We start from the raw sequence: 22,330 nt of genomic DNA, 5'->3' as shown, positions 1-22,330 counted from the left end.
ATGGCCCTCGATCCCCTTCAAGCCCTGCAGGCTGCCAACCGCGCGGTGCCGCCTGCAACCGCCGTTTCCACCGCAACGGCCGGAACGCTGCTGATTGCCGGCGCCACCGGCGCCCTGGGCCAGGAGCTGCTGCGCCGGCTCGCGGGCGGCCACCGCTTTGCCCACGTGCGGGTGCTGTCGCGCGAACCCATGCGCGACGGCATGCGCGGGGTCGAGACCTGCCTCTGCCCCGACCTGCCGATCGCGCAATGGGGGCTCACGTCCGCCGATACCGCGGTCATCGCATTCGATCCGCCCCGGCTGTATCACGGCCGCGAGCGCGCCCTGTGGGTGCCGCAGCCTTCCGACCTGCCCGAACTCTCGCGCTGGCTGCGCGCCTGCGGCGTGCAGACGCTTGCCATCGTGCAGCCGCACGACCAGGGCCGCCTGCCCGAGGCGCTCAAGCGTGGGCTGGCCAGCCTCGACGAGCAGGCAGTGGTCGCCAGCGGTTTCGAGCGCGTGATTCTCCTGCGTTCCGCGCGCAAGCCGCTGAATGCGAAATTGGCCAACCCCGCCGAAAGGCTGGCCGCGTGGATGCTGTCGATCATGCGTTTCATGGTGCCGACCAGCGAGCAGCCGGTGCGTCCCTCCAAGGTGGCCGAGCTGGTCGACGTGGCCCTGCGCATCGCACCCGCCGGCGTGCACGTGGCCGCGCCCGAACTGGTGTGGGAAGCGGCGCAGAAAGAGATGCAGCCCGTGCTGCGGCGTTGGCTGGGCCTTGCCGACTAGCTTTGGCCAGCGCCGCGCCACTGGCGCAGCAGTTCGGCCGAGTCGACCACCAGCCCCAGGTGCAGCGACACCATGCTGAGCGCGGCGCTTTCCAGATGCGCATCGGTGCCGCGCACCAGGTCGCGCAGCACGATCACGCGGTAGTTGTGGTTGTTGGCGTCGAACGCGGTGTTGAGCACGCAGCAATCGGTAAACCCGCCGTTGAGCACCACCGTTTCAATGCGCTGGTTGCGCAGCAGAAAGTCGAGGTCTGTCGGATAGAAAGCCGACAGCCGGCGCTTGCTTTCCACGCGCATGTCGCCCGGCTCCACGCGCGTAACCCACTCGGTCCAGCGCGAGCCTTCGATGGCATGCGCATCGGCATTCGGTATGGCGCCCACGTGCAGCGGAAAGGTGCGCCGCCACGCAGCCGGAATGCCGTTGATGTCATCGGCGCCACCGGGCCGCAGCACCGACTTGACGTGCACGATGCGCACGCCCAGCGCGCGGGCATCGTCGTGAAAGCTGTCGATGGGCGCCACCACGTCGCGTGCACGCGGCGCGGGGCAGGGGCAGTCGGGGCTGTCGTCCAGGTGGCCGCGGTGCATGTCGATGGACACCACAGCCGTGGTGGCCGGATCGAGGTAGTCTGCAAACTGCGCGGCGCCGAGTTCGCGCTCTTCGCCGTACACCCAGGCCTTCATCGCCGCTCCTCCCGAACATAGGGTTGGCCGAGCGCGCCCGGCTCGTCGTCTCCGCCGCGCCGGGCCAATGCGACCCACACCATCACGCCCAGCGTCACCGCATAGGGCGTCATCATCACGAAGTACTGCGGCAGCTGCACTCCGGCCGCCGCAAGCTGGGGAATGAGCGCCTCGATGCAGCCGAACAGCAGCGCACCCACCAGCGCCTTCCACGGCGACCAGCGCGCGAAGATCACCAGCCCCACCGCAATCCAGCCGCGCCCGCCGGTCATGCCTGCGATCCACAGTTTGGTGCTCACCACCGAGATGTAGGCACCCGCAAGGCCCACCAGCGCCGATCCCGCCAGCACCGCGGCCAGCCGCCATGTGGTGACGCGAATGCCGGCCGCATCGGCCGCCTGCGGGTTTTCGCCCACCGCGCGCAGCCGCAGCCCGGCCGAGGTGCGCGAGAGAAACCACGCCACCGCAACGAAGATGGGCAGCGTGAGCCACACCATTGCGTTCTGTTCGAACAGGCGGCCGGCACCGGGCATGAGGGACAGCGGCCACAGCGCCATCGAGCCGATGCCTTCGGTGGCGTGGTTGGTCCATTCGGCCAGCGAGCCGACCAGTGCCGTGAAGCCCTGGCAGAAGAACACCAGTGCCAGCCCCGCAATCACCTGGTTCACGCGCAGCCAGATCACCATCACCGCGAACAGCAGCGACACCGCGCTGGCCGCCAGCATGGCAAGCACCAGCGACACGCCCGGTTGCCCCAAGGCGATTTGCGCACCGATGCCCGCGAGTGCGCCCACTAGCATCAGCCCTTCGGCGCCCAGCGAAAGCACGCCCGCGCGCTCGCTGATGATCAGGCCCAGCGCGGCAAGCGCATAGGGCACCGCGAAGTCGGGCGTGCTCGCGAGCCAGTTGAGGACGATGCTTCCGCTCATTGCGCTTGCTCCCCACCCACGCGCCGCAGCCGGTGGCGAATGAAGAAATCGCTCGACGCCACGCACACCACGATGATGGCCTGGATGAGCTGCACCATCGAGAACGGCACCTGGTAGAACACCTGCAGGCTGCGGCCGGTGACGAACAGCGCCGCTACCAGCAGCGCCACCACGGTGGCCGCGAGCGGGTTGTTGCGCGCCAGAAAGGCGATGAGGATGCCGGAGAAGCCATAGCCTTGGTAGAAGGCCTGCGTGAGCCGCCCTTCCTGCCCCGAGGCCACCGCAAACCCTGCCAGCCCGGCCATCGCGCCCGACAGCAGCACGGCGCCATAGATGGTGCGGCGCACCGGCACGCCGTTGGCATGCGCCACGCGCGGATTGGCATCGACGAAGCGCAGGTACAGCCCGGCTCGGCTCACGCCCACCAGCCACCATGCCAGCAGCGCCACCGCCGCCGTGAGCAAGATGGCGCTGCTCACGCCGGCGCCCAGTTCGGGCAGCCGCTCGAAGGCGCGGAACTGCGGCGAATAGGGAAAGTTGTCCTTCGGGTCCTTCCAGCTGCCGTACACCAGGTGCAGCAAAAAGTTGGCCGCCATGTAGTTGAGCATCAGCGTGGAGATGATTTCGTTCACGCCGAGCCTGATCTTCAGCCACGCCGGCCCCAGCACCCAGAGCAGCCCGCAGCCGATGGCGGCCGCAAACATCAGCGGCAGGCGCAGCGGCTCGGGGCCGATCTGCCACATCGAGACGGCCGTGGCACCGATGGCGCCCCACACCATCTGGCCCTCGAGGCCCAGGTTCCAGAAGCGCGCGCGAAACGCCAGCGAGCCTGCCAGGCCCACGAGGATCATCGGCGCAGCCTGGAACAGCACGGCGCGAAAGTTCTGGCCGTCGAAAAAGGTCTGCATCACGAACTCGTTGGCGAGTTCGTCCGCGGGAACGCCGGCGGCCACAAGAATGGCGGCGGAAATTGCCAGGCCGGCCAGCAGCGCCGCCGCAAGAATCAGCGCCTGCCGCCGCCGCCCCATGTGCTGGCGGATCTCCAGCGCATAGCGGCGGCGCGCCAGCGGCTGGCGGCGTGTCCGTTGCGCGGCATCCGGGTCGGTCTGCGCGGGCTGCGCAATGGCCGCGAGCGTGGCGTCAACCATGGTCCACCATCGCCTGTCCAATCGCCTGCCGGTCGGCGGGTTGCGCGAACTCGCCTGCAATGCGTCCGCGTGTCATCACGCCCACGCGGTCGGCCAGCTGCAGCACTTCGTCGAGGTCTTCGCTGATCAGCAGCACCGCGGCGCCACTGTCGCGCGCCGCGCGCAGGCGCGCATGCACCTCGGCGCTCGCGCGAACGTCGAGCCCGCGGCTCGGGCTGTGCGCCAGCACCAGCGAGGGTGACTTGCCGAACTCCCGCGCGAGCACCAGCTTCTGTGCGTTGCCGCCGGAGAGCAGCGCGGCCTTCTGCGCGACCGAGCGCACCCCAGCACATCGAAGGCGCGAACCGCCTCCTGCGTATCGGCCTGGATGCGGCCGCGCCGCAGATGCCACGCCGGGCCGTAGCGGCCGGTGTGCACGCGGCCGATGGCGTAGTTCTCGGCCACCGAGAGGCCGCCGGCCAGCGCAAGGCCGTAGCGGTCGGCCGGAATGGCGGCAATGCCGACGTTGCGGCGCGCTGGTGCACTCATGGCCTTCAGGTCGCCGTGGCCGCTGAGGTGGATCTCGCCTTCGAGCGCACCGCCCGCATCGGGCAGGCCCATGATGGCGCCGGCCAACTCGCCCTGTCCGTTGCCGCCGACACCGGCCAGTCCGTAGATTTCACCCGCATGCAGTTCGAGGTCGACGCCGTCGAGCACGCGGCGGCCTTCCGGCGGGGGCGCAGAGCGCAGGCCGCGCACCGCGAGCCGCACAGCGCCGCGCGGCGACTTTGCCGCCTGGAAACTTTGCGTGGCAATCGATTCGCCCACCGTGAGCTTCACCAGCTCGGCCACCGAGGCTGTATCTGGCGCCAGCGTGGCCACCGTGCGGCCGCCGCGCATCACCGTTACCCGGTCGGCATACGTTTTCACGTCGGCCATCTTGTGCGTGACCAGCACCACGGCGGAGCCTGCTTCGCGCAAGGCCGCGCACGGTTTGCAGAAGGCGCGCAGCCTCCTGGTCGGTAAGCACCGCGGTGGGTTCGTCGAGTATCAGGATGCGGGCGCCCGCAAGCAGCACCTTGAGAATTTCCACCCGCTGCTGCTCGGCAATCGAGAGCGAATCGACGCGCCTTGCGGGATCGATGTCGAAGCCCAGCTCCGAGGCCTTGTTGCGGATGCTGCGCGTGATTTCGCGAAGGCGCTCCCCGTGGCTCTGGAACCCGGGCGCGGGCGGTGCGGTGAGAAGGATGTTCTCTGCCACCGTGAACGGCCGCACCAGCTTGAAGTGCTGGTGAACCATGCCGATGCGTTGCCTTGCCGCGTCGGCCGGGCCGGCAAAGCGCACCACGTTGTCGTCGACCAAGAGCTGGCCGGCTTCAGGTGCATAGAGCCCGGCCGCAATGTTCATCAGCGACGACTTGCCCGCGCCGTTCTCGCCCAGGAGCGCATGCACCTCGCCCCAGCGCGCGGCAAAGTGCACGTCGGTCAGCGCCGCAAAGCCATCGAAGCTCTTGCGGATGCCGGTGAGTTCGAGCGCGTTGGGCATGCCGGATCGCCTTGCTTTTTCTTCTCTTGGGTTACTTCTGTGTGACCACGCCCTTGACGAACCAGTCCATCTTCCACAGATCGGCGTCCGAAAGCACCGCGCCCTTGGCCACGCGCTCCTTGCCGTCGCGGTCGGCAAGCGGGCCGGCATAGACCTGCTTGCCCTTCATGATCGCGTCGCGCTCGGCGGTAATGGCCGCGGCCTTGTCCTTGGGCACCGCGGGGCCGAAGCCAGCAATGTCGGTGCCGCCGTCCTTCATCTCGATGAAGGCGCCGTACTGGCCGGGCTTCCAGTCACCGGCCATGATCTTCTTGAGCTCGGGCGTCAAGAAGCGGTCCCACACCCACACCGACGAGCACAGCGTGGCCTTGGGTGCAAACTGGCGCAGGTCGCGGTGGTGGCCGGTGCCGTACACGCCGCGCTCCTGTGCCACGATCTGCGGCGTGGGCGAGTCCACGTGCTGCCCGATCACGTCGGCGCCCTGGTCGATCAGCGCGGCCGCGGCGGCGCGTTCCTTCACGGGGTCGTTCCAGGCGCCGGTGTAGATCACGTTGACGGTGGCGTTGGGGTTCATCTTCTGCGCACCGAGCGCGAAGGCGTTGATGGTCCAGTTCACCACGCCGAACGGATTGGCCGCAACGAAGCCGAGCTTGCCCGTCTTGGAGGCCGCGCCCGCGGCCATGCCGCAGAGGTACTGGCTCTCGTAGGTGCGGCCGTAGAACGATTCGAGGTTGCTGCCGTTGGTGGTGCCCGAGCCATTGAGAAAAGCCACCCCCGGGTACTTGGCGGCCAAGTCCTTGAAGCTGTCCGAATAGCCGAAGGCGGTGCCGATCACGATGTTGGCACCGCGCTGGATGAACTTCTCGGCCGCAGGCTTGATGGCCGATGCGTCTTCGGGAACGTTCTCCACAAACTGGATCTTCTGGCCGATTTCCTTCTCGATCTTCACGCGCGCTTCGTCGAAGGCCTGCGTCCAGCCGCCGTCGTTCTTCGGGCCGAAGTAGAGCATTGCGATCTTGGGCTTGTCCTTGAGCGTAAAGCCGTCGGCGGCTGCCGCGGGCAGCGAGACGAACGCGCCGCCGGCTGCAAGCGCCAGGGCAAGGCCGGAGGTGAAGCCGTGGGTGGGAGTGCGCAGCATGGAGCGACCTTTCGTGAGAAGCAAGTCAGGGAAGAAGCGTTGAAAGACGGAGGTGCCGCGCGCGTCACATCATGAAGTTGATGCGAAACACATTGCCCTCGGGGTCGAGCAGCACCGACTGGTACCAGTTGTAGTAGGTGACGTAAGGCGGCTTCACCAGCGTGGCGCCGGCCTCGAGCGCGACGGGCACCATGCGGTCCACGTCGTCCTTGCTGTCGACGTCGATGTTCAGCAAAAACTTGACGCCGCGCGTGTCGGAAAACTCGGCCAGGCGCAATAGTTCGTAGGCATCGAGCGCGTTGAAGCCGAGGCTCGACTTGCCGGTGTCGAGTCCACGAAAGATCGGCGAGCGAATGGCCTCGATCTCGGGGAATCCGAACACGCGCTGGTAGAAGCCGCTGAGTGCGACCACGTCTTTGGCGAAGACGTTGACGTAAGAGAGATGGGGCATGTCAAGGGCTCATTGCTCTTCGTTTTTGGCGCTGTTGTTCTTGTTCAGGGCTTGTGCAAAGGCCACCGGGTACTCCCCTCCGCGAATGTCCCCGGGCTTCGCCCTCCTCCTTTATTTCGCTGCGCGGAGCACCCGATGCCCTGTGCACTGGGGCACGCTGCTGGTGTACCGCTGATCAACGACCGCTCTTTGTAACGCTCCCGCTGGCGGGGTGCCTTGCGCAGCGAAATAAAGGAGGAGGCCGCAGGCCGGGGGACATTCGCGGAGCAAGGTACCCCGTCGGCGGGTGCGCGCCCCGAACAAGGCAACTCACGCACAGCACCGCGACTGAAAAAACAAGTTTTCATCACGGTGCCTAGGCCACAGCCTTGGTGCCACCAAAGGTCGTCTGCTTCACGAACTTGGAGGTCAGGTGGTCGCCCGATGAAATGGGCGCGTACTTCGGCTGCTCGCCCGGCGCCAGGCAGCTTGGCAGGCACTCGACCATCGCGTCGTAGTTGGGCTGGTGAAAGAACACCAGCGACTGGCGGCGGTTGGTGCTGGCCACTTCGAACGGCGGATTGACCACGCGGTGCAGCGTGGACACCCACTGGTCGTTGGTCCACTGCATCATCAGGTCGGCAATGTTGACCACCAGGCCGCCTTCCACCTGCGGTACGTCGACCCACTGACCCGCCTTGTTGAACACCTGCAGGCCCTTGTCGTCGGGCAGCACGATGGTGAGGCTGCCGTAGTCGCTGTGCGCGCCGGCGCGCAACTGGCCCGGCAGCGGCGCTTCACGCTGCGGCGGATAGCTCAGCACGCGGAACATGCTGATGTGCTTGTCGATCTTGTCGTCGAAGAACGTCTCGGGCAGCGCAAGGCCGAGCGCGAAGATGCGCATCAGCGAGCGGGAGAGATCGCTCATGGCCTCGAAGTAGGCTTCGTACGCTTCGCGGAAACCTTCGATCGGTGGCCAGCTGTTGGGCTCGAAGTGCGGGCCGGCGGCGGGGCCGCGGTGGTAGTCGTCGTCGGGCACGTTCGAGGGGCCGATCGAGAACGACTCCTTCAGGTCGCCGGGCGCGGCCTCTTCCAGGCTGTACGAAAGCCCTTCTTCGCCGACTGCGCTGTAGCCGCGCACCGCGTCTTCGCGCGGCCGGTCGACCTTGCGCTTCTCGGCCAGCGGCATGTCGAAGAACTGGCGCGAGAGCGATGACACGCGCGCGATCAGTTCGGCCGGAATGCCGTGGTTGGTGATGACGAGAAAGCCGATGCTGCGGCAGGCCTCGTCGACTTTCTTCGCGACCTGTTCCTTGCCTTCGGCCGTGCCGGCGAAGTAGGGCGCGAGATCGATGATGGGTACGGACAGCAGGGTGGTCATGTGTCGGTCCTCGTGCTTGGCATGCCTTTCGCCATGCAACGTCTGTGCCAGTTGGACCAAATGGACAAAACGCATTTGTCGCGTCAGCATGGTGCGCGCCGCGCGTGCTGAACGGTCTGCCTGGCGCAACGCGATGCACCGTGGCCTTACAGTGGTGCGCGTTGAATGAAGAGCCTGCAAATCGAGAAGCGAGGGAAGATGCCGAAGACCAAAGCGCTGGCCGCAGCCAGCAGCACAAAGAAGACTCCAGCCAAGAGCGCTGTGAAGAGCGCCGTGAAGGGCCTGGTGCGCAAGTCCGCGAAGCCCCCGGTGCGCAGCGCCTCGGCGGTGAGCCGCAGGCTGCGCCAGATCGAGGACAAGCGCAGCGCCATCCTCGGTGCGGCGCTGGGCCTGTTCTCGCGCTTCGGATTGCATGGCACCTCGATCGACCAGGTGGCGGCGCGCGCCGATGTGTCGAAGAGCAACCTGCTCTACTACTTTGCCAACAAGGAAGAGCTGTATGTGAACGTGCTGCGCGACCTGCTCGCGCTGTGGCTTGAGCCGCTGCGCGGCTTCAGTGCCGAGCAGGACCCGGGCGAGGCCATCGGCGGCTACATCCGCCGCAAGCTCGTGGTTTCGCGCGACCGGCCCGATGCGTCGCGCCTGTTCTGCCTTGAAATGATCCAGGGAGCGCCGCTGCTGCGCGACGAGCTCGACCGCGAACTGCGCACGCTGGTGGAACGCAAGTCGGAGGTCATCCGTTCATGGGTCGCGTCGGGCAAGCTCGCGCCGGTCGATCCGCATCACCTGATTTTTGCGCTCTGGGCCGTCACGCAGCACTACGCGGATTTCGGCGTGCAGGTGCAGGCGCTGACGGGGCACACGCTGGAGGACCCGGTGTTCTTCGAGCAGACGGTGGAGAACGTGCAGCGGATCGTGCTGCAGGGGATTGCGCCGCGGTGATCGGTCTTTTCTCCCTCTCCCAGAGGGAGAGGGGACAAGACCAGGTCAATGCGGCGGTGCCGCGATCTCGTGGTACCGCCGGTCGAAATAAATAAGGCTCTGCGCCGCCCCGCCAATCGCGATCGCCAGCGCCTCGCAGAACAGCACGTCATGCGTTCCCGCACTCGTGGCCCGCACCACACGGCAGTCGAATGACGCCGCGGCATCTTCCAGCACCGGCGATCCGGTCGCCTTGCGGCTCCAGCGGGCCGCGGCAAAGCGCTCGTCCATCGGCGTCTTGCCGCCGAACAGGCCCGAGAGCGCCTGGTGACCCGCCGCGAGCACGTTCACGCACAGCACGCCATTGGCCGTGAACGCGGGATACACCGATGCCGACCGGTTCAGGCACACCAGCAGCATCGGCGGCTCGTCGGTCACGCTGCACACGGCCGATGCGGTGAACCCGGCACGGCCCGCAGGCCCGTCAGTGGTGATGATGTTGACCGCCGCGCCCAGCCGCGCCATGGCATTGCGGTAGTCGGCCTTGGGCAGCGCGTGGGGCAGGCCGCTCGGCGTGACGTGGTGGGAGGCCATTGCGTTCAGCAGCATGGGAGAGATTTCCGGAATGGTTTCAGGCGAGGACGCAGGCTTCTTCGAAGCTGAGCCGCGGCAGGCGGCCGAACACCTTGGCCGCATCGCCGTGGCCGAGGTTGATCAAGAAGTTGGTGCTCCAGTCGGTGCCCTCGAAGAACGCGGCATCCACCTTCGCCTTGTCGAAGCCCGACATCGGGCCTGCATCGAGCCCCACCGCGCGCGCGGCGAGCAGCAGGTAGCCCGCCTGCAGGCTGGCATTGCGAAAGGCGGTTTCGTGCGCGGCCTCGGGGCTGCCGGTGAACCAGCTGCGCGCATCGGTGTGCGGGAACAGCATGGGCAGCTTGTCGTAGAACTTGCGGTCCCATGCTGCGATGACGGTGACCGGTGCCGTCATGGTCTTCTCAAGGTTGCCCTTGGAAAGCGCAGGCGCAAGGCGTTGCTTGCCCTCGGGGGTGCGAACGAACACGAAGCGTGCGGGCGAGCAGTTGGCCGAGGTCGGGCCCATGCGGGCAAGCGCATAGACCTGCCGGAGCTGCTCATCCGTCACGGGCTCCGCGGTCCAGCCGTTGTGGCTGCGTGCCTCGGTAAAGAGAAGTGCCAGTGCGGCGTCGTCGAGGGCGGTGGTGGTGGTCATGCGGGAACGCCGGGTGCGCTGACCCGGGAAAGAAAGTCGAGCAGGCTGCGGTTGAAGGCGTCGGCCTCGGTCACGCTGTGCGCATGGCCGCCGTGCGGCATGAAGTGCAGCGTCACGTCGTGCAGGCCATCGGCCAGGTGCTGCGAGCAGGTCCACGGCACTAGCGCGTCGTCCATGGCGGCGGCCACCAGCGTGGGCGCCGTGATGTCGCCAAGATGCGCGTCGATGTCGAAGGCGCGCAGCGCGCCGATGCGCGCACGCATGTTGGCTTCACCGGGAAAGTGCGCAAACGCATGGTCGACCTCGTCGGCCACGCGCTGCGCATGTTCCGCGCACCAGGCCGCGGGGTACAAGAAGATCGGCTGCGCTTCCACGTATGCGCGCGGTCCGCAGGCATCGAGCAGCGCGAGCCGTGCCTCGAAGCAGCGAGCCGAATGCGGGTTGGGCTTCGACCATGCATTGACCAGCACCAGGCTCGCCACGCGCGTGGGCTCGTCAAGTGCCAGCTGCAGCCCGACGAGTCCGCCGAGCGCATGCCCCACCAGGTGGCAGCGCGGCGTTGACGTGGCGTCCAGAATCTGCACCACGTCGCGGGCCATGTCGGCGATGGCGTAGTCCGCGCTCAGTGTGGCGGGGCTGCGGCCCGTGCCGCGCTGGTCGTACGCAATCACGCGATGGCCCGCTGCAACGAGCGCGCCGATCTGCGGCTGCCAGAAGGCGGCCGAACCGCCGAGGCCCGACGACAGCAGCACAGCCTCGCCGTCGGCCGGCCCATGCACTTCGTAGTGCAGCGGCATGCTCAGGCCTTGTTGCCGACGTGGGCGATGGAGGCGATTTCGACCAGTGCATCAGGCTTTACCAGGCCGCACTGGATGCAGTAGCGCGCAGGCTTGGTGCCCGGAAAGAACTCGGCGTACACCGCGTTCACCTTCGCGTAGTCGGCCCAGTCCTTGATCATGATCATGTTGAAGGTCACGTCGTCCATGGTGCCGCCGGCCGTTTTGATCACGTTCTGGATCGTCTCGAGCACGTGGCGCGTCTGCGCCGAGGCGTCGCCCACATGCACCACGTTGTTGTCCTTGTCGAAGGGCAGCGTGCCCGACACGTAGACCACGCCGTCGGCCATGGTGCCGGGCACGAACGGGGCGATGGGCGTGGTGGTTCCGGCGGGGATGATGGCTTGCTTGGGCATGAGGACGGGCTCCTTTTGAAAAAAATCAGGCGATGGCCGCTTCAGCTGCTACAGGCTGCGCGGCGGGCTGGGGTGCAAAGGTGGCGCAGAACTGGTCCACGGTCGAAACCCAGCCGAAGAAGGTCTCGACGTTGTAGACGGAGGCCTTTTGTATGGCCGCGCCGCCAAGCTCGTGCGTGGCGTCTTCGAGCATCACGGCGAAGTATTCGAGGTGGAAGGCATCGCGCAGCGTCGACTCCACGCACACGTTGGTCGCGATGCCGGTGAACACCAGGTGGCGGATGCCGCGTGCGCGCAGCGTGCTGTCGAGCGTGCTGTTGAAGAAGCCGCTGTAGCGCGTCTTGGGCACCACGATGTCGCCGGGCTGCGGCTTCATCTCTGCGATGAGTTCGTAGTCCCAGCCGCCCTTGGCGAGGAACTTGCCTGCGAGCTCGGGCTTGGCGCGCATGGTCTTGAGCGCGTTCGACTTGTGCCAGTTGGGCGAGCCCGGTCCGCCGGCCTCGACGTAGGCGGCGTCCCAGCCGTTCTGCAGAAACACCACCAGCATGCCGGCCGCACGCGCCGCCGCAATGGTGCGCGCGATGTTGGCGATGGTGCCTTGCGCGCCGGAAATATCGAAGCCCGCCGAATCGACATAGCCGCCAATCGATGCGTAGGCGTTCTGCATGTCGACCACGATCAGGGCCGAGTCGGTGGCATGCAGCGCCAGCGGTTCGGGCCGGGCGGGCAGCACCAGCGGCGCGGGTGCGCCGGGCAGGCGCGGGGCGCCGACGGGCGTGGTCGAGCTGAGCGTGGTGTTGCGTGCGGGCGTGGCCATGCGCGTCGTTCCTTTCAGGCCGCAAGGCGCTCGGGTTCGGCCTGCGAGGCCACGGGGCTCTGCACATGCGCGCGGCTCTTCATGAGCGGCTGGATGCGTTCGCCGAAGGCCGCAACACCCTGCAGAAAATCGTCGAAAGTGAGCAACACGCCTTCGGTGCCCGGCACCTCGGCCATTTCGTCGAGCAGGCGCGCAACGGTGGCGTACGAGCCCACCAGCGTGCCCATGTTGATGTTGACGGCCGAGGTCGGGTCGGCCATCTGGCGCACATTGGTGTCGGCGCCCGACTTGGTGTCGGCCGCGCCCTGCTGGCCCAGCCAGGCAATGGCTTCGTGGTCGGCGCCCGCCTTGTAGTGCTCCCACTTGGCGCGCGCGGCTTCGTCGGTTTCGTCGGCAATCACCATCATCAGCACGTAGGTGGTCACGTGGCGGCCGGTCTTGCCCGTGGCCTCGATGAGCTTTTCGGCCGCGGGCGCAAAGGCCTTGGGCGTGTTCACGCCTTTGCCGAAGCAGAAGTTGTAGTCGGCGTACCTGGCGGAAAAGTCCATGCCGGCGTCGCTCTGGCCCGCGCAGATCACCTTCATGTCCGCTTGCGGCCGGGGGCTCAGGCGGCAGTCGTCCATCTGGAAGTGCGCGCCCTTGAAGTCCGATTGGCCGGTGCCCCACAGGTCGCGCAGCACCTGAATGTATTCAGACAGGTACTGGTAGCGCGTGCCGAAGAACTGGTCGCCGGGCCACATGCCCATTTGCGAGTACTCAGGCCGCTGCCAGCCGGTGACAAGGTTCAGGCCGAAGCGCCCGTTGGAAATCGAATCGATGGTCGATGCCATGCGCGCGACGATGGCCGGCGGCATCACCAGCGAGGCCGCGGTGGCAAAGAGCTTGATCTTGGTGGTGACGGCCGCGAGCCCGGCCATGAGCGTGAACGACTCGAGGTTGTGGTCCCAGAACTCGGTCTTGCCGCCAAAGCCGCGCAGCTTGATCATCGACAGCACGAAGTCGACGCCGTAGCGCTCGGCCGTGAGCGTGATCTCCTTGTTGAGTTCGAAACTCGGCTTGTACTGCGGTGCGTTTTCGGAGAGCAGCCAGCCGTTGTTGCCGATGGGGATGAAGATGCCGACGTTCATGCAGAAGCTCCAGTTGCAGGGTCGCAAAGCCCTATGCATGGCCCGTGCCAGTTAAAAAATCCCTTTCAAATCAACACGTTGAATGTTTTTTAATGTTTCTTTTTGACCATTTGGTCCAAAGTGGAGCAGATGAACCGCCCGGCTTGCGGCAGCACGGTGCGCGGCAAGGCCAAACCGGTGCAGCGCCGGCGTCATGGATCGCGCGGCAAAATCACCCCATGCCCAAGACCCCACTCCGCGCCGCCGCTGCCGTCGGCGGTACTGCCGACGACATCGAGGCCGCGTTTTATGAGGCGCTGCAGCGCGGCGACATCGAAGCGCTGATGGCGTGCTGGGCCGACGAGGACGAGGTGTTTTGCGTGCACCCGGGCGGCCCCCGCCTGGTGGGCGCCACGGCAATCCGCGCCGCTTTCGAGCAGATGTTCGGCAACGGCGCAATTCACGCCATGCCCGCGCGCGTGCGCAAGATCGAGTCGCTCGCAAGCGCGGTGCACAACGTCCTCGAACGCATCGAGGTGCTCACGGCCGAGGGCCCGAAGCACGCCTTTGTGCTGGCCACCAACGTCTATCACAAGACCGCCGAAGGCTGGCGCATGGTGGCGCACCATGCAAGCCCCGGCAGCGCGCGGGAGCCCGTCGACGCGAACGACCCGCCCCAGATCCTGCACTGAGAAATGCCTGGCGACGTTTCTTCCCCGCACTCATCGATGGGCTATGCGGCGCCGCGTTGGCTGCCCGGCGGCAACCTGCAGACCATCTGGGCGGCGCTGTATGCGCGCCGCTTCACCGGCCTGGCGCCGGTGTACCGCCGCGAGCGCTGGAACACGCCGGACGGGGATTTCATCGACGTCGATTTCGCCGATTCGGTCCTGCAGGGCACAAGCGCCGGACCGCGTCCGCTGCTGGTGCTGTTCCACGGCCTGGAGGGGTCGTCCCGCAGCCACTATGCGGAAGCCTTTGCCGCCTTTGCGGCCGAGCGCGGCATGGACTTCGCGGTGCCGCATTTCAGGGGCTGCAGCGGCGAGCTGAACCTGGCGCCGCGCGCCTACCACTCGGGCGACTACGAAGAGATCGACTGGATCTTGCGGCGCATGCGCGAGCGGCAGGCGCTCCATGGCGGCGGCCCCGTGCTGGCCGCGGGCGTTTCGCTGGGCGGCAATGCGCTGCTGCGCTGGGCCTGCGAGGCCGGCGACTCGGCCCACGCCTCGGTGGCCGCGGTGGCCTCGGTGTGTGCGCCGCTCGATCTGGCAGCCGGCGGCGAGGCCATCGGCCGCGGCTTCAACCGGCTGGTCTACACGCGCATGTTCCTCGCCACCATGAAGCCCAAGGCCCTAGCCAAGCTGGCCCAGTTTCCGGGGCTGTTCGACCGCGAGCGGCTGCTGGCGGCGCGAGACCTCTACACCTTCGACGACGTGTTCACCGCGCCGCTGCACGGCTTTCGCAACACCGACGACTACTGGGCGCGGGGCTCGTCCAAGCCGCACCTGAGCGCGATTCGCGTGCCCACGCTGGTGGTGAACGCACTGAACGATCCGTTCATTCCGGCCCGCAGCCTGCCGGGGCCGGGCGAGGTGGGCCGACATGTCACGCTGTGGCAGCCCGCGCACGGCGGCCATGTGGGTTTTCCGCTCGGCGTGCCGCCGGGTCATGTGCGCGGCATGCCGGAGAGCGTCGGTAGCTGGCTCGGGCAATTCGCCTAGCCCTGGTTGCCGCGCGGGCGCGCAGAATAGCTTTCATGGACGACATCGTTAAACAAGCGCTCGCCAAGTGGCCCAACGTGCCGCATTGCTACGGCTGGCTTGGCCTGGACGCGCGCGGCAACTGGTACATGCGCGACGACCGCACCCAGGCCCAGGGGCCGTTTCCGGCCGCCAAGGGCTCGATGCTGCGGCACGAGAAGCTCATCGACTTCATCCATCGCAACTACGACCATGACGGCGAAGGCCAGTGGTTCTTCCAGAACGGACCGCAGCGCGTTTATGTCGAACTGGAGGCGGCGCCTTTTGTCTGGCGCATTGCCGACGACACGGGGGCTTTGCCGTCACCGCCCACACCGGGCAGGCAGTCGAGGTTTCCGGGTGCCTGCTCGACGAGGAGGGCCGCCTCTACCTGGCCGCTCCCATCGGGCTGGGGCTGGTTCACACGCAGGACGTTGGCCTGGCCGCAGAGGCCATCGACCAGGGGCTGTGGACGCCTGAGCCGGTGCGCTCGGCGGACTTGCCGCAGCGCTTCGGTCATGTGCTGAGCCCCGCGGCACGCCAGTCCGCTACGCTATCAAAACAGTAGCTGTTCAGGTCGCGCGCATGAAAAAGCCGGCTCGAGGCCGGCTTTTTTATTGGGGCGAAGCCCTGGGTTACTTGCTGGCGGTGGGCGCCGCCGGTGCGGCGGCCGAAGCAGCGCCTTCGGCGGGTGCCGCTGCCGCGGCGGGACGCTCGGGCACCGGGAACTTGGCGCCGCCGGCGTTGGCCAGGTAAACCACGGCACGGCCAATTTCGAGGTCTTCGAAGTCGCCGCCGCCCTGTGCCGGCATGGCGCCCTTGCCATGCAGCGCATGGTCGAGCAGCGTTGCGTAGCCCTGGCCGATGCGCGGGCCCCAGGCTGCGGCGTCGTTCAGGTGCGGGGCGCCGGGAATGCCGGGCGGCGCATGGCAGGCGGCGCACTGGGCCTTGAACACGGTCTCGCCAGCCGCAAGGGGGCGGTTGGCATCGCGGATTTCGATGGTGCCGACCTTCTTGAGCCGCTCGGCCACTTCGCGGTTGCGCGCGTCTTGCGACACGCCGTAGAGCGCCATGTTGTCGCCCTCGGCCGTGCCCGCGGGCTTGTTGCCCGAAACCACATAGGCCACAAGGCCCACGATGATCAGGATGGGGGCAAGAAAAGAGAAAAATACCGCGAGCAGCAGTTGCTTCGGGTTCTTGATCGGGCCGGTGTGGGCTTCTTCTGTGGCCTGGTAGTGCGGGTCTGCGCTCATGGCGTCCTCAATAACGGGGGCTCGTCGGGGGGCTTTTTCGAATCAACCGGCGATTATAGAGAGGCCCTCCGCCCAAAGGACGGAAGGCCTGCCCGGAGCCGTCGCGCGAAAGCCTCAGCCCTTGTTCGCGGCCCGCCCAGCCGCCGCCCAGCGTCTTGTACAGGGTGACCTGGTTTTGCAGCTGCAGGAGCCGCGTGGTCACGGCCGATTGCTGCGCCGTGTACAGCGAGCGCTGCGCGTCCAGCAGGTCGAGCGCGCTGGCAATGCCGTTGCGGTAGCGCATGTCGGAAAGCTTGAAGCGCACCGCTTCGGCGTCGGCCTGCGCGCGTTGCGCCCGCACCTGCTCGCCCAGCGTGGCGCGGCCGGCCAGCGCGTCCGCCACTTCGCGGAACGCCGTCTGGATCGACTTTTCGTACTGCGCCACGGCAATCTCGCGCCCGGCCTTGGCCGAGTCGAGCCCCGCAATGTTGCGCCCCGCATCGAAGATGGGCAGCGTGATCTGCGGCGAGAAGGCCCAGGCCTTCGATCCGCTGTCGAACAGGCCCGAGAACTCGCTGCTGGCGGTGCCGATCGACGTGGTCAGCGACACGCGCGGGAAGAACGCCGCACGCGCCGCGCCGATGTTGGCATTGGCCGCAATCAGCTGCTGCTCGGCCGAGCGGATGTCCGGCCGCTCGGTCAGCAGGTCGGACGGCAGGCCCGCCGGCACGTCAGGCATCGGCTTGATGCCGTCCAGGCCCTTGGCGCCGCCGGCCGTGGCTTCCGCCGGCACCGGCGCGCCGAGCAGCAGGGCCAGCGCGTTCTCGTCCTGCTGGCGCGTGCGCAGCTGCTGCGCATAAGAAGCGCGCGCGGTTTCGGCCAGCGAGTTCGCGGCCTGGAAGTCGAGCTCCGACGACACGCCGTTGTCGAAGCGCAGCTTGGTCAGGCGCACCGATTCTTCGCGCGTCACCATCGTCTGGCGCGTGAGCTCGAGCAGTTCGTCGTCGGCAATCAGCGTGAGCCAGCCGGTGGCCACGGCCGCGATCAGGCTGATTTGCGCGGCCTTGCGCGTTTCTTCGGTGGCGAGGTATTGCGCCAGCGCCTGGTCCTTCAGGCTGCGGATGCGGCCGAAGAAGTCGATCTCCCAGGCGGTAATGCCCAGGTTCACGCTGTACTGCGACGACACGCTGCCCGCGCTGCTGTCGAAGGCCTGCAGCTGGTTGGGGCTCGAACGCGACCCGCTGCCCGTGAGGCCCAGCGCCGGGAACAAAGCCGAGCGCTCGATCTGGAATTGCGCGCGTGCCTGCTCGATGTTGAGCACCGACACGCGCAGGTCGCGGTTGTTGGCCAGCGCGGTCTGAATGAGCCCGGTCAAGCGCGGATCGGTGAAGAAGTCCTGCCAGGGCAGGGCGGCCGCGGCCTGGCCCGCCGGCTGCGCCGGGTCGCCCGGAAAGGTGGTGGGTACCGGCGCAGCGGGGCGCTCGTAGGTCGGAATCAGCGAGCAGCCGGCCAGCAGCATGGCCGCGGCCAGGGCCGTGGGAATCAGTTTCTTAGTCATGTGTCTTTTCCTCCGTGATGCCGGCGGCCTCAGCATGCCGCTTGTCGGCTTCATGCTGGCGCGCGCTGCCCTTGAACAGCGTGCGCACCACCACGAAGAACACCGGCACGAAGATCACGGCCAGGATCGTGCCCGTGACCATGCCGCCGAGCACGCCGGTGCCAATGGCGCGCTGGCTTGCCGAGCCGGCGCCCGAGGCAATGGCCAGCGGCACCACGCCCAGGCCAAAGGCCAGCGAGGTCATGATGATCGGGCGGAACCGCAGGTGGGCGGCGGCCAGCGCCGATTCGACGATGCCCTTGCCCTGCGCCTGCAGGTCCTTCGCAAACTCGATGATCAGAATCGCGTTCTTCGCCGAGAGGCCGATGATGGTGATCAGCCCCACCTGGAAGTACACGTCGTTCGAGTAGGCGCGCAGCATGGTTGCCAGCAGCACCCCCAGCACGCCGAGCGGCACCACCAGAATGACCGACAGCGGGATCGACCAGCTCTCGTACAGCGCGGCCAGGCACAGGAACACCGCAAGAATGGCGAAGCCGTACAGGATGATGGCCTGCGAGCCCGCCAGCTTTTCTTCGCGCGACTGGCCCGTCCATTCAAAGCCGAAGCCTTGAGGCAGTTGGCTTGCAAGCTTTTCCATCTCGGCCATTGCCGCACCCGTGCTGAAGCCCGGCGCCGCGTCGCCGCTGATGCGGATGGCGGGGTAGCCGTTGTAGCGCACCGTTTGCGTGGCGCCCGTCACCCACTTGGTGGTGGCAAAGGCCGACAGCGGCACCGGCTGGCCCTGCGAGTTGCTGGCGTTCAGCCGCAGCAGGTCGTCCGGCTGCATGCGGGCCGGTGCATCGGCTTGCACCACCACGCGCTGCAGGCGGCCGCGGTTCGGAAAGTCGTTGATGTAGCTCGAACCCAGGCCGGTCGACAGCGTGGCATTGATCGCATCGAAGCTCACGCCCAGGGCGTTGGCCTTGTCGCGGTCGATGTCGATCTGCAGCTGCGGCGCGTCTTCCAGGCCGTCAGGGCGCACCTGCGTCAGCACCTTGCTCTGGCTGGCCATGCCCAGCAACTGGTTGCGCGCGTTGATGAGCGCGTCGTGGCCCGCGCCCGAACGGTCTTGCAGCCGGAAGCTGAAGCCGCTGGCGTTGCCCAGTTCAGGAATGGGCGGCGGGCTCAGCGGGTAGATGAACGCATCGCGAATGCCCGAGAGCGCACCGAAGGCGCGGCCCGCGAGGGCGCTGGCCGAGTGGGCCGGGTCCTTGCGCTCTTCCCAATCTTTCAGCGTGACGAAGGCGAGGCCGGCGTTCTGGCCCTGGCCCGAGAAGCTGAAGCCCATCACGCCCACCATGCTCTGCACTTCAGGCTGCTTCAGGATGAAGCCTTCGACCTGCTGCATGACCGACAGCGCACGCTCTTGCGTGGCGCCCGGCGGCAGCTGCACGTTCACGATGATGTTGCCCTGGTCTTCTTGCGGCAGGAACGAGCTTGGCAGGCGCATGTACGTGAACACCACCGCGCCGATGATCACGGCGTAGATGATCAGGTAGCGCGCGGCGCGGCGCAGAATGCGCGCGACCATGCTTTCGTAGCCCTTGGCCGTGCGCGTAAAGCCGCGGTTGAACCAGCCGAAGAAGCCGCGCTTCTCGTGGTGGTGGCCGGCTTCCACCGGCTTGAGCAGCGTGGCGCACAGCGCCGGCGTGAGCGACAGCGCCATGAAGGCCGAGAAGGCGATCGACGTCACCATCACCGCCGAGAACTGGCGGTAGATGTTGCCGGTGGAGCCCGCAAAGAACGCCAGCGGCACAAACACCGAGATCAGCACCACCGTCACGCCGATGATGGCGCCCGAGATCTGCCGCATGGCCTTGCGCGTGGCTTCGAGCGGCGACAGCCCCTCTTCGCTCATGATGCGCTCGACGTTTTCGACCACCACAATGGCGTCGTCCACCACGATACCAATCACCAGCACCATGCCGAACATGGTCAGCACGTTGATCGAGAAGCCCAGCGCCAGCAGCGAGGCAAACGTGCCCAGCAGCGCAATTGGCACCACGATGGTCGGAATGATCGTGTAGCGCCAGTTCTGCAAGAACAGGAACATCACCACGAACACCAGCGCAATGGCTTCAAGCAGCGTCTTCACCACTTCGGTGATGGAAATCTGCACGAAGCGCGAGCTGTCGTACGGAATGTTCCACTTCACGCCCTGCGGGAAGAAGCGCTCGAGCTCCGCCATCTTGGCGCGGATGGCCTTGGCCGATTCGAGCGCGTTGCCGTTGGGCGTGGGCTGCACGCCGACACCCACCGCCGGCACGCCGTTCAGGCGCGCCGAGGTGGCATACGACTGGCCGCCCAGCTCAACGCGGGCCACGTCCTTCAGCCGCACGGTCGAGCCGTCGGGGTTGGCGCGCAGCACAATTTCCTTGAACTGGTCGACGTTGGCAAGCTGGCCGTTCACCACCACGGTGGCCGCAATAGCCTGGCCCGGAACGTTGGGCAGGTCGCCCAGGGTGCCCGAAGACACCTGTGCGTTCTGCGCGCGAATCGCGTTGTTCACGTCGGTGGCCGACAGGTTGAAGCCCTGCAGCTTGGCCGGGTCGATCCACACGCGCATCGCGTTTTCAGAGCCGAACAGCTGGGCCTGGCCCACGCCCACCACGCGCTGCAGCTCAGGCACCACGTTGCGCGCGGCATAGTCGCCAAGCGCAATGGGGTCGAACGCCGGGTTGTCCGAAGACAGCATCACGAACATCAGGAAGTTGTCGCGCGACTTGTCCACGCGCACGCCCTGCTGCGTTACCGCCGCCGGCAGGCGCGGTGTTGCGCGCGAGAGCCGGTTCTGCACGTCCACCTGTGCAAGGTCGTCGTTGGTGCCGGCCTCGAAGCTGATGGTGATGGTGCCGGTGCCGTCGGCCTGGGCCACCGATTCCATGTAGATCAGGCCTGGCGAGCCGTTCATTTCACGCTCGATCACGGACAGCACGCTGTCCTCCAGCGTCTGGGCCGAGGCGCCGGGGTACGCCACGTTGATCACGATGGCCGGCGGTGCCACCGGCGGGTATTGCGAGATCGGCAGCTGCGTAATTGCCACGCCGCCCATCACCAGGACGAACAGGGCAATCACCCAGGCGAAGATCGGGCGGTCGATAAAGAATTTGGCCATGCGGGCGCGCTCCTGCTATTACTTCTTCTCGGCCGGCGCAGCCGCCGCACCGCTGGCTGGCGCCGCCGCGGCAGACGCCGCCGGCGCTGCCGGTTGTGCCGCACCGTTAGGCGCGGACTTTTGCCAAGGCACCGCCTTCACCGGCGTGCCGGGCGGCATCATCTGCAGCTTCTGGAAGCCGTCGACCATCACCTGTTCGCCCGCCTTCAGGCCGTCGAGCACCACCCATTGGTTGTCCTTGGCGGCGCTGATCTTCACGGTGCGCTGGCTGATCTTGCCGTCGGCGCTTACCACCGACACCGTGTCGCCCTGCTGGGTGCGCGTCACCGCCTGCTGCGGAACCGTGATCGCGTTGGTGGCCTGCGCCTGCTCGAGCTTTACGCGCACATACAGGCCGGGCAGCAGCTCGCCCTTCGGGTTGGGCACTTCGGCGCGCAGCGTGACCTGGCCCGTGGCCTGGTCCACCGTCAGGTCGGAGAACAGCAGCTTGCCGGGCAGCGCGTAGTCGGTGCCGTCTTCGAGCACCACGGTTACGCTGGCGGCTTCGTCGCCGCTCGCGCGCTTGTACTGGCCGGCGGCCAGCGCGCGGCGCAGCTTCAGCACGTCGGACGCAGATTGCGTGAAGTTCACGTACATCGGGTTGATCTGCTGCACCACGGCCAACTCGGTGGCGTCGCCCTGGCCCACCAGTGCGCCTTCGGTTACCAGCGCGCGGCCAATGCGGCCGGCAATGGGCGAGGTCACGTCGGCATAGCCGAGGTTGATCTTCGCGGTTTGCACCGCGGCGCGGCCCGCGGCCACGTCGGCCTCGGCCGTTTTTTGCGCGGCCACGGCGTTTGCATATTCTTGCTTGCTGACCGCATTGGCCTCGACCAGCGGCTTGTAGCGGTCGGCCAGTGCCTTGGCCTGCACGGCGTTGGCCTCAGCGCGGGCCAGCGTGGCTTGCGCGTTTTGCGATGCGGCCACCAGCGGCGCCGGGTCGATGCGGAACAGCAGCTGGCCGGCCTTTACGTCGCTGCCTTCGCGGAATTCGCGCTTCAGCAGGATGCCCGAGGCGCGGGCGCGAACCTGCGCCACGCGCGAGGCTTCGAGCCGGCCCGGCAGTTCGGTCACCAAGCCCACGTCCGTCGGCGTGGCAACCACCACGCCCACTTCGGGCGCCGGCGGGGCACCGCCACCGGCTGCACCTCCCTTGCCGGCGGGCGCATCGCCCTTGGAGCAGGCCGCAAGCGCCAGCACCACGGCAGCGGCCACGATCGCGAGGCGCGGCGAGAACGAAGATTGACGCGAAACATGCAGGAGAGGCATGCGAATCCTTTGAAGCAAAGACGGGAGATGGCGCGTTCGCAAAGCGAACAGAAAGCCAGCATAAATAGCC

General features: G+C 67.1%; 23 protein-coding genes and 2 pseudogenes. 5 read left to right on the top strand and 20 right to left on the bottom strand.

Annotated features, from left to right (window positions below; translation table 11 throughout):
• Entirely contained in the window at positions 1–768 is a 768-nt protein-coding gene (locus tag M0765_RS06400) for a hypothetical protein (protein WP_258502634.1), read from the top strand.
• On the opposite strand, the gene M0765_RS06395 is transcribed toward M0765_RS06400, so the two are convergent.
• From M0765_RS06395 to M0765_RS06355, 9 genes and pseudogenes are all read right to left on the bottom strand, one after another.
• Entirely contained in the window at positions 765–1,451 is a 687-nt protein-coding gene (locus M0765_RS06395; protein WP_258502632.1) for a cysteine hydrolase family protein, read from the bottom strand. The genes M0765_RS06400 and M0765_RS06395 overlap by 4 nt on opposite strands.
• A complete protein-coding gene (locus M0765_RS06390) occupies positions 1,448–2,380 on the bottom strand; it encodes an ABC transporter permease (protein ID WP_258502631.1) in 933 nt (310 codons plus the stop codon). Before M0765_RS06390 ends, M0765_RS06395 begins: the two co-directional genes overlap by 4 nt.
• Positions 2,377–3,528 (bottom strand): ABC transporter permease, encoded by a 1,152-nt coding sequence (locus M0765_RS06385; RefSeq protein WP_258502629.1) that lies wholly within the window; start codon positions 3,526–3,528, stop codon positions 2,377–2,379. Before M0765_RS06385 ends, M0765_RS06390 begins: the two co-directional genes overlap by 4 nt.
• Positions 3,521–3,664 (bottom strand): hypothetical protein, encoded by a 144-nt coding sequence (locus M0765_RS06380; protein WP_258502628.1) that lies wholly within the window; start codon positions 3,662–3,664, stop codon positions 3,521–3,523. Before M0765_RS06380 ends, M0765_RS06385 begins: the two co-directional genes overlap by 8 nt.
• Positions 3,655–4,464, bottom strand: a complete 810-nt coding sequence (locus M0765_RS06375) for a hypothetical protein (RefSeq protein WP_258508495.1) — start codon at positions 4,462–4,464, stop codon at positions 3,655–3,657. Before M0765_RS06375 ends, M0765_RS06380 begins: the two co-directional genes overlap by 10 nt.
• Positions 4,465–4,597: 133 nt before the next feature.
• A pseudogene (locus M0765_RS06370) lies at positions 4,598–5,053 on the bottom strand (ATP-binding cassette domain-containing protein); the annotation flags it as partial.
• A 31-nt stretch (positions 5,054–5,084) separates the two neighbouring features.
• Complete coding sequence (locus M0765_RS06365) at positions 5,085–6,191, bottom strand: BMP family ABC transporter substrate-binding protein (protein ID WP_258502626.1); 1,107 nt, start codon at positions 6,189–6,191, stop codon at positions 5,085–5,087.
• A 64-nt stretch (positions 6,192–6,255) separates the two neighbouring features.
• The gene (locus tag M0765_RS06360) at positions 6,256–6,642 is read right to left on the bottom strand and encodes a VOC family protein (protein WP_258502625.1); all 387 of its coding nucleotides are present in this window, start codon (positions 6,640–6,642) and stop codon (positions 6,256–6,258) included.
• Between the two features lie 355 nt (positions 6,643–6,997).
• Entirely contained in the window at positions 6,998–8,002 is a 1,005-nt protein-coding gene (locus tag M0765_RS06355) for an isopenicillin N synthase family dioxygenase (RefSeq protein ID WP_258502623.1), read from the bottom strand.
• A 198-nt stretch (positions 8,003–8,200) separates the two neighbouring features.
• On the opposite strand from M0765_RS06355, the gene rutR reads away from it, so the two are divergent.
• On the top strand, positions 8,201–8,944 hold the full coding sequence (gene rutR, locus M0765_RS06350; RefSeq protein ID WP_258502622.1) for an HTH-type transcriptional regulator RutR: 744 nt from the start codon (positions 8,201–8,203) through the stop codon (positions 8,942–8,944).
• 45 nt (positions 8,945–8,989) lie between these two features.
• Here rutR and rutF read toward each other — a convergent pair whose 3' ends face one another.
• From rutF to M0765_RS06315, 7 genes are read right to left on the bottom strand one after another with little or no spacing between them, the layout of a single operon-like run.
• Positions 8,990–9,532 carry an NADH-dependent FMN reductase RutF gene (rutF, locus tag M0765_RS06345; protein WP_258502621.1) on the bottom strand — a complete coding sequence of 181 codons (543 nt, stop codon included), beginning with the start codon at positions 9,530–9,532 and terminating at the stop codon, positions 8,990–8,992.
• 22 nt (positions 9,533–9,554) lie between these two features.
• Positions 9,555–10,151 carry a malonic semialdehyde reductase gene (locus M0765_RS06340; protein WP_258502620.1) on the bottom strand — a complete coding sequence of 199 codons (597 nt, stop codon included), beginning with the start codon at positions 10,149–10,151 and terminating at the stop codon, positions 9,555–9,557.
• The gene (gene rutD, locus M0765_RS06335; RefSeq protein WP_258502619.1) at positions 10,148–10,948 is read right to left on the bottom strand and encodes a pyrimidine utilization protein D; all 801 of its coding nucleotides are present in this window, start codon (positions 10,946–10,948) and stop codon (positions 10,148–10,150) included. The genes M0765_RS06340 and rutD overlap by 4 nt, the downstream gene beginning before the upstream one ends.
• 2 nt (positions 10,949–10,950) lie before the next feature.
• Entirely contained in the window at positions 10,951–11,343 is a 393-nt protein-coding gene (rutC, locus tag M0765_RS06330; RefSeq protein ID WP_124958891.1) for a pyrimidine utilization protein C, read from the bottom strand.
• A gap of 25 nt (positions 11,344–11,368) precedes the next feature.
• On the bottom strand, positions 11,369–12,160 hold the full coding sequence (gene rutB, locus M0765_RS06325) for a pyrimidine utilization protein B (RefSeq protein WP_258502617.1): 792 nt from the start codon (positions 12,158–12,160) through the stop codon (positions 11,369–11,371).
• 14 nt (positions 12,161–12,174) lie between these two features.
• Positions 12,175–13,287: a pyrimidine utilization protein A gene (gene rutA, locus M0765_RS06320; RefSeq protein ID WP_258502615.1), complete on the bottom strand. Its 1,113-nt coding sequence runs from the start codon at positions 13,285–13,287 to the stop codon at positions 12,175–12,177.
• A gap of 51 nt (positions 13,288–13,338) precedes the next feature.
• Positions 13,339–13,482 (bottom strand): hypothetical protein, encoded by a 144-nt coding sequence (locus M0765_RS06315; RefSeq protein ID WP_258502614.1) that lies wholly within the window; start codon positions 13,480–13,482, stop codon positions 13,339–13,341.
• A gap of 23 nt (positions 13,483–13,505) precedes the next feature.
• Between M0765_RS06315 and M0765_RS06310 the strand changes: the two genes are divergently transcribed.
• From M0765_RS06310 to M0765_RS06300, 3 genes and pseudogenes are all read left to right on the top strand, one after another.
• On the top strand, positions 13,506–13,958 hold the full coding sequence (locus tag M0765_RS06310; protein ID WP_157616167.1) for a YybH family protein: 453 nt from the start codon (positions 13,506–13,508) through the stop codon (positions 13,956–13,958).
• Between the two features lie 36 nt (positions 13,959–13,994).
• Positions 13,995–14,987: a YheT family hydrolase gene (locus tag M0765_RS06305; RefSeq protein WP_258508146.1), complete on the top strand. Its 993-nt coding sequence runs from the start codon at positions 13,995–13,997 to the stop codon at positions 14,985–14,987.
• Positions 14,988–15,022: 35 nt separating this feature from the next.
• Positions 15,023–15,573 (top strand): annotated as a pseudogene (locus tag M0765_RS06300) (DUF2946 family protein).
• 67 nt (positions 15,574–15,640) lie between these two features.
• On the opposite strand, the gene M0765_RS06295 reads toward M0765_RS06300, so the two are convergent.
• Genes M0765_RS06295 through M0765_RS06280 form a run of 4 tightly spaced genes read right to left on the bottom strand, consistent with a single transcriptional unit; the run spans position 15,641 to position 22,260 of the window.
• A complete protein-coding gene (locus tag M0765_RS06295; RefSeq protein WP_258502612.1) occupies positions 15,641–16,258 on the bottom strand; it encodes a c-type cytochrome in 618 nt (205 codons plus the stop codon).
• Between the two features lie 7 nt (positions 16,259–16,265).
• Positions 16,266–17,795, bottom strand: coding sequence for an efflux transporter outer membrane subunit (locus M0765_RS06290; protein ID WP_274708764.1), 1,530 nt, complete (start codon positions 17,793–17,795; stop codon positions 16,266–16,268).
• Positions 17,788–20,952: an efflux RND transporter permease subunit gene (locus M0765_RS06285; protein ID WP_258502611.1), complete on the bottom strand. Its 3,165-nt coding sequence runs from the start codon at positions 20,950–20,952 to the stop codon at positions 17,788–17,790. Before M0765_RS06285 ends, M0765_RS06290 begins: the two co-directional genes overlap by 8 nt.
• 18 nt (positions 20,953–20,970) lie before the next feature.
• On the bottom strand, positions 20,971–22,260 hold the full coding sequence (locus M0765_RS06280) for an efflux RND transporter periplasmic adaptor subunit (protein WP_258502610.1): 1,290 nt from the start codon (positions 22,258–22,260) through the stop codon (positions 20,971–20,973).
• Positions 22,261–22,330 lie beyond the last annotated feature (70 nt).

Origin of the sequence: Variovorax sp. S12S4 (assembly GCF_023195515.1) — a bacterium.
Classification (GTDB): Bacteria; Pseudomonadota; Gammaproteobacteria; order Burkholderiales; family Burkholderiaceae_C; genus Variovorax.
This window is presented reverse-complemented; position numbering and strand designations above follow the sequence as displayed.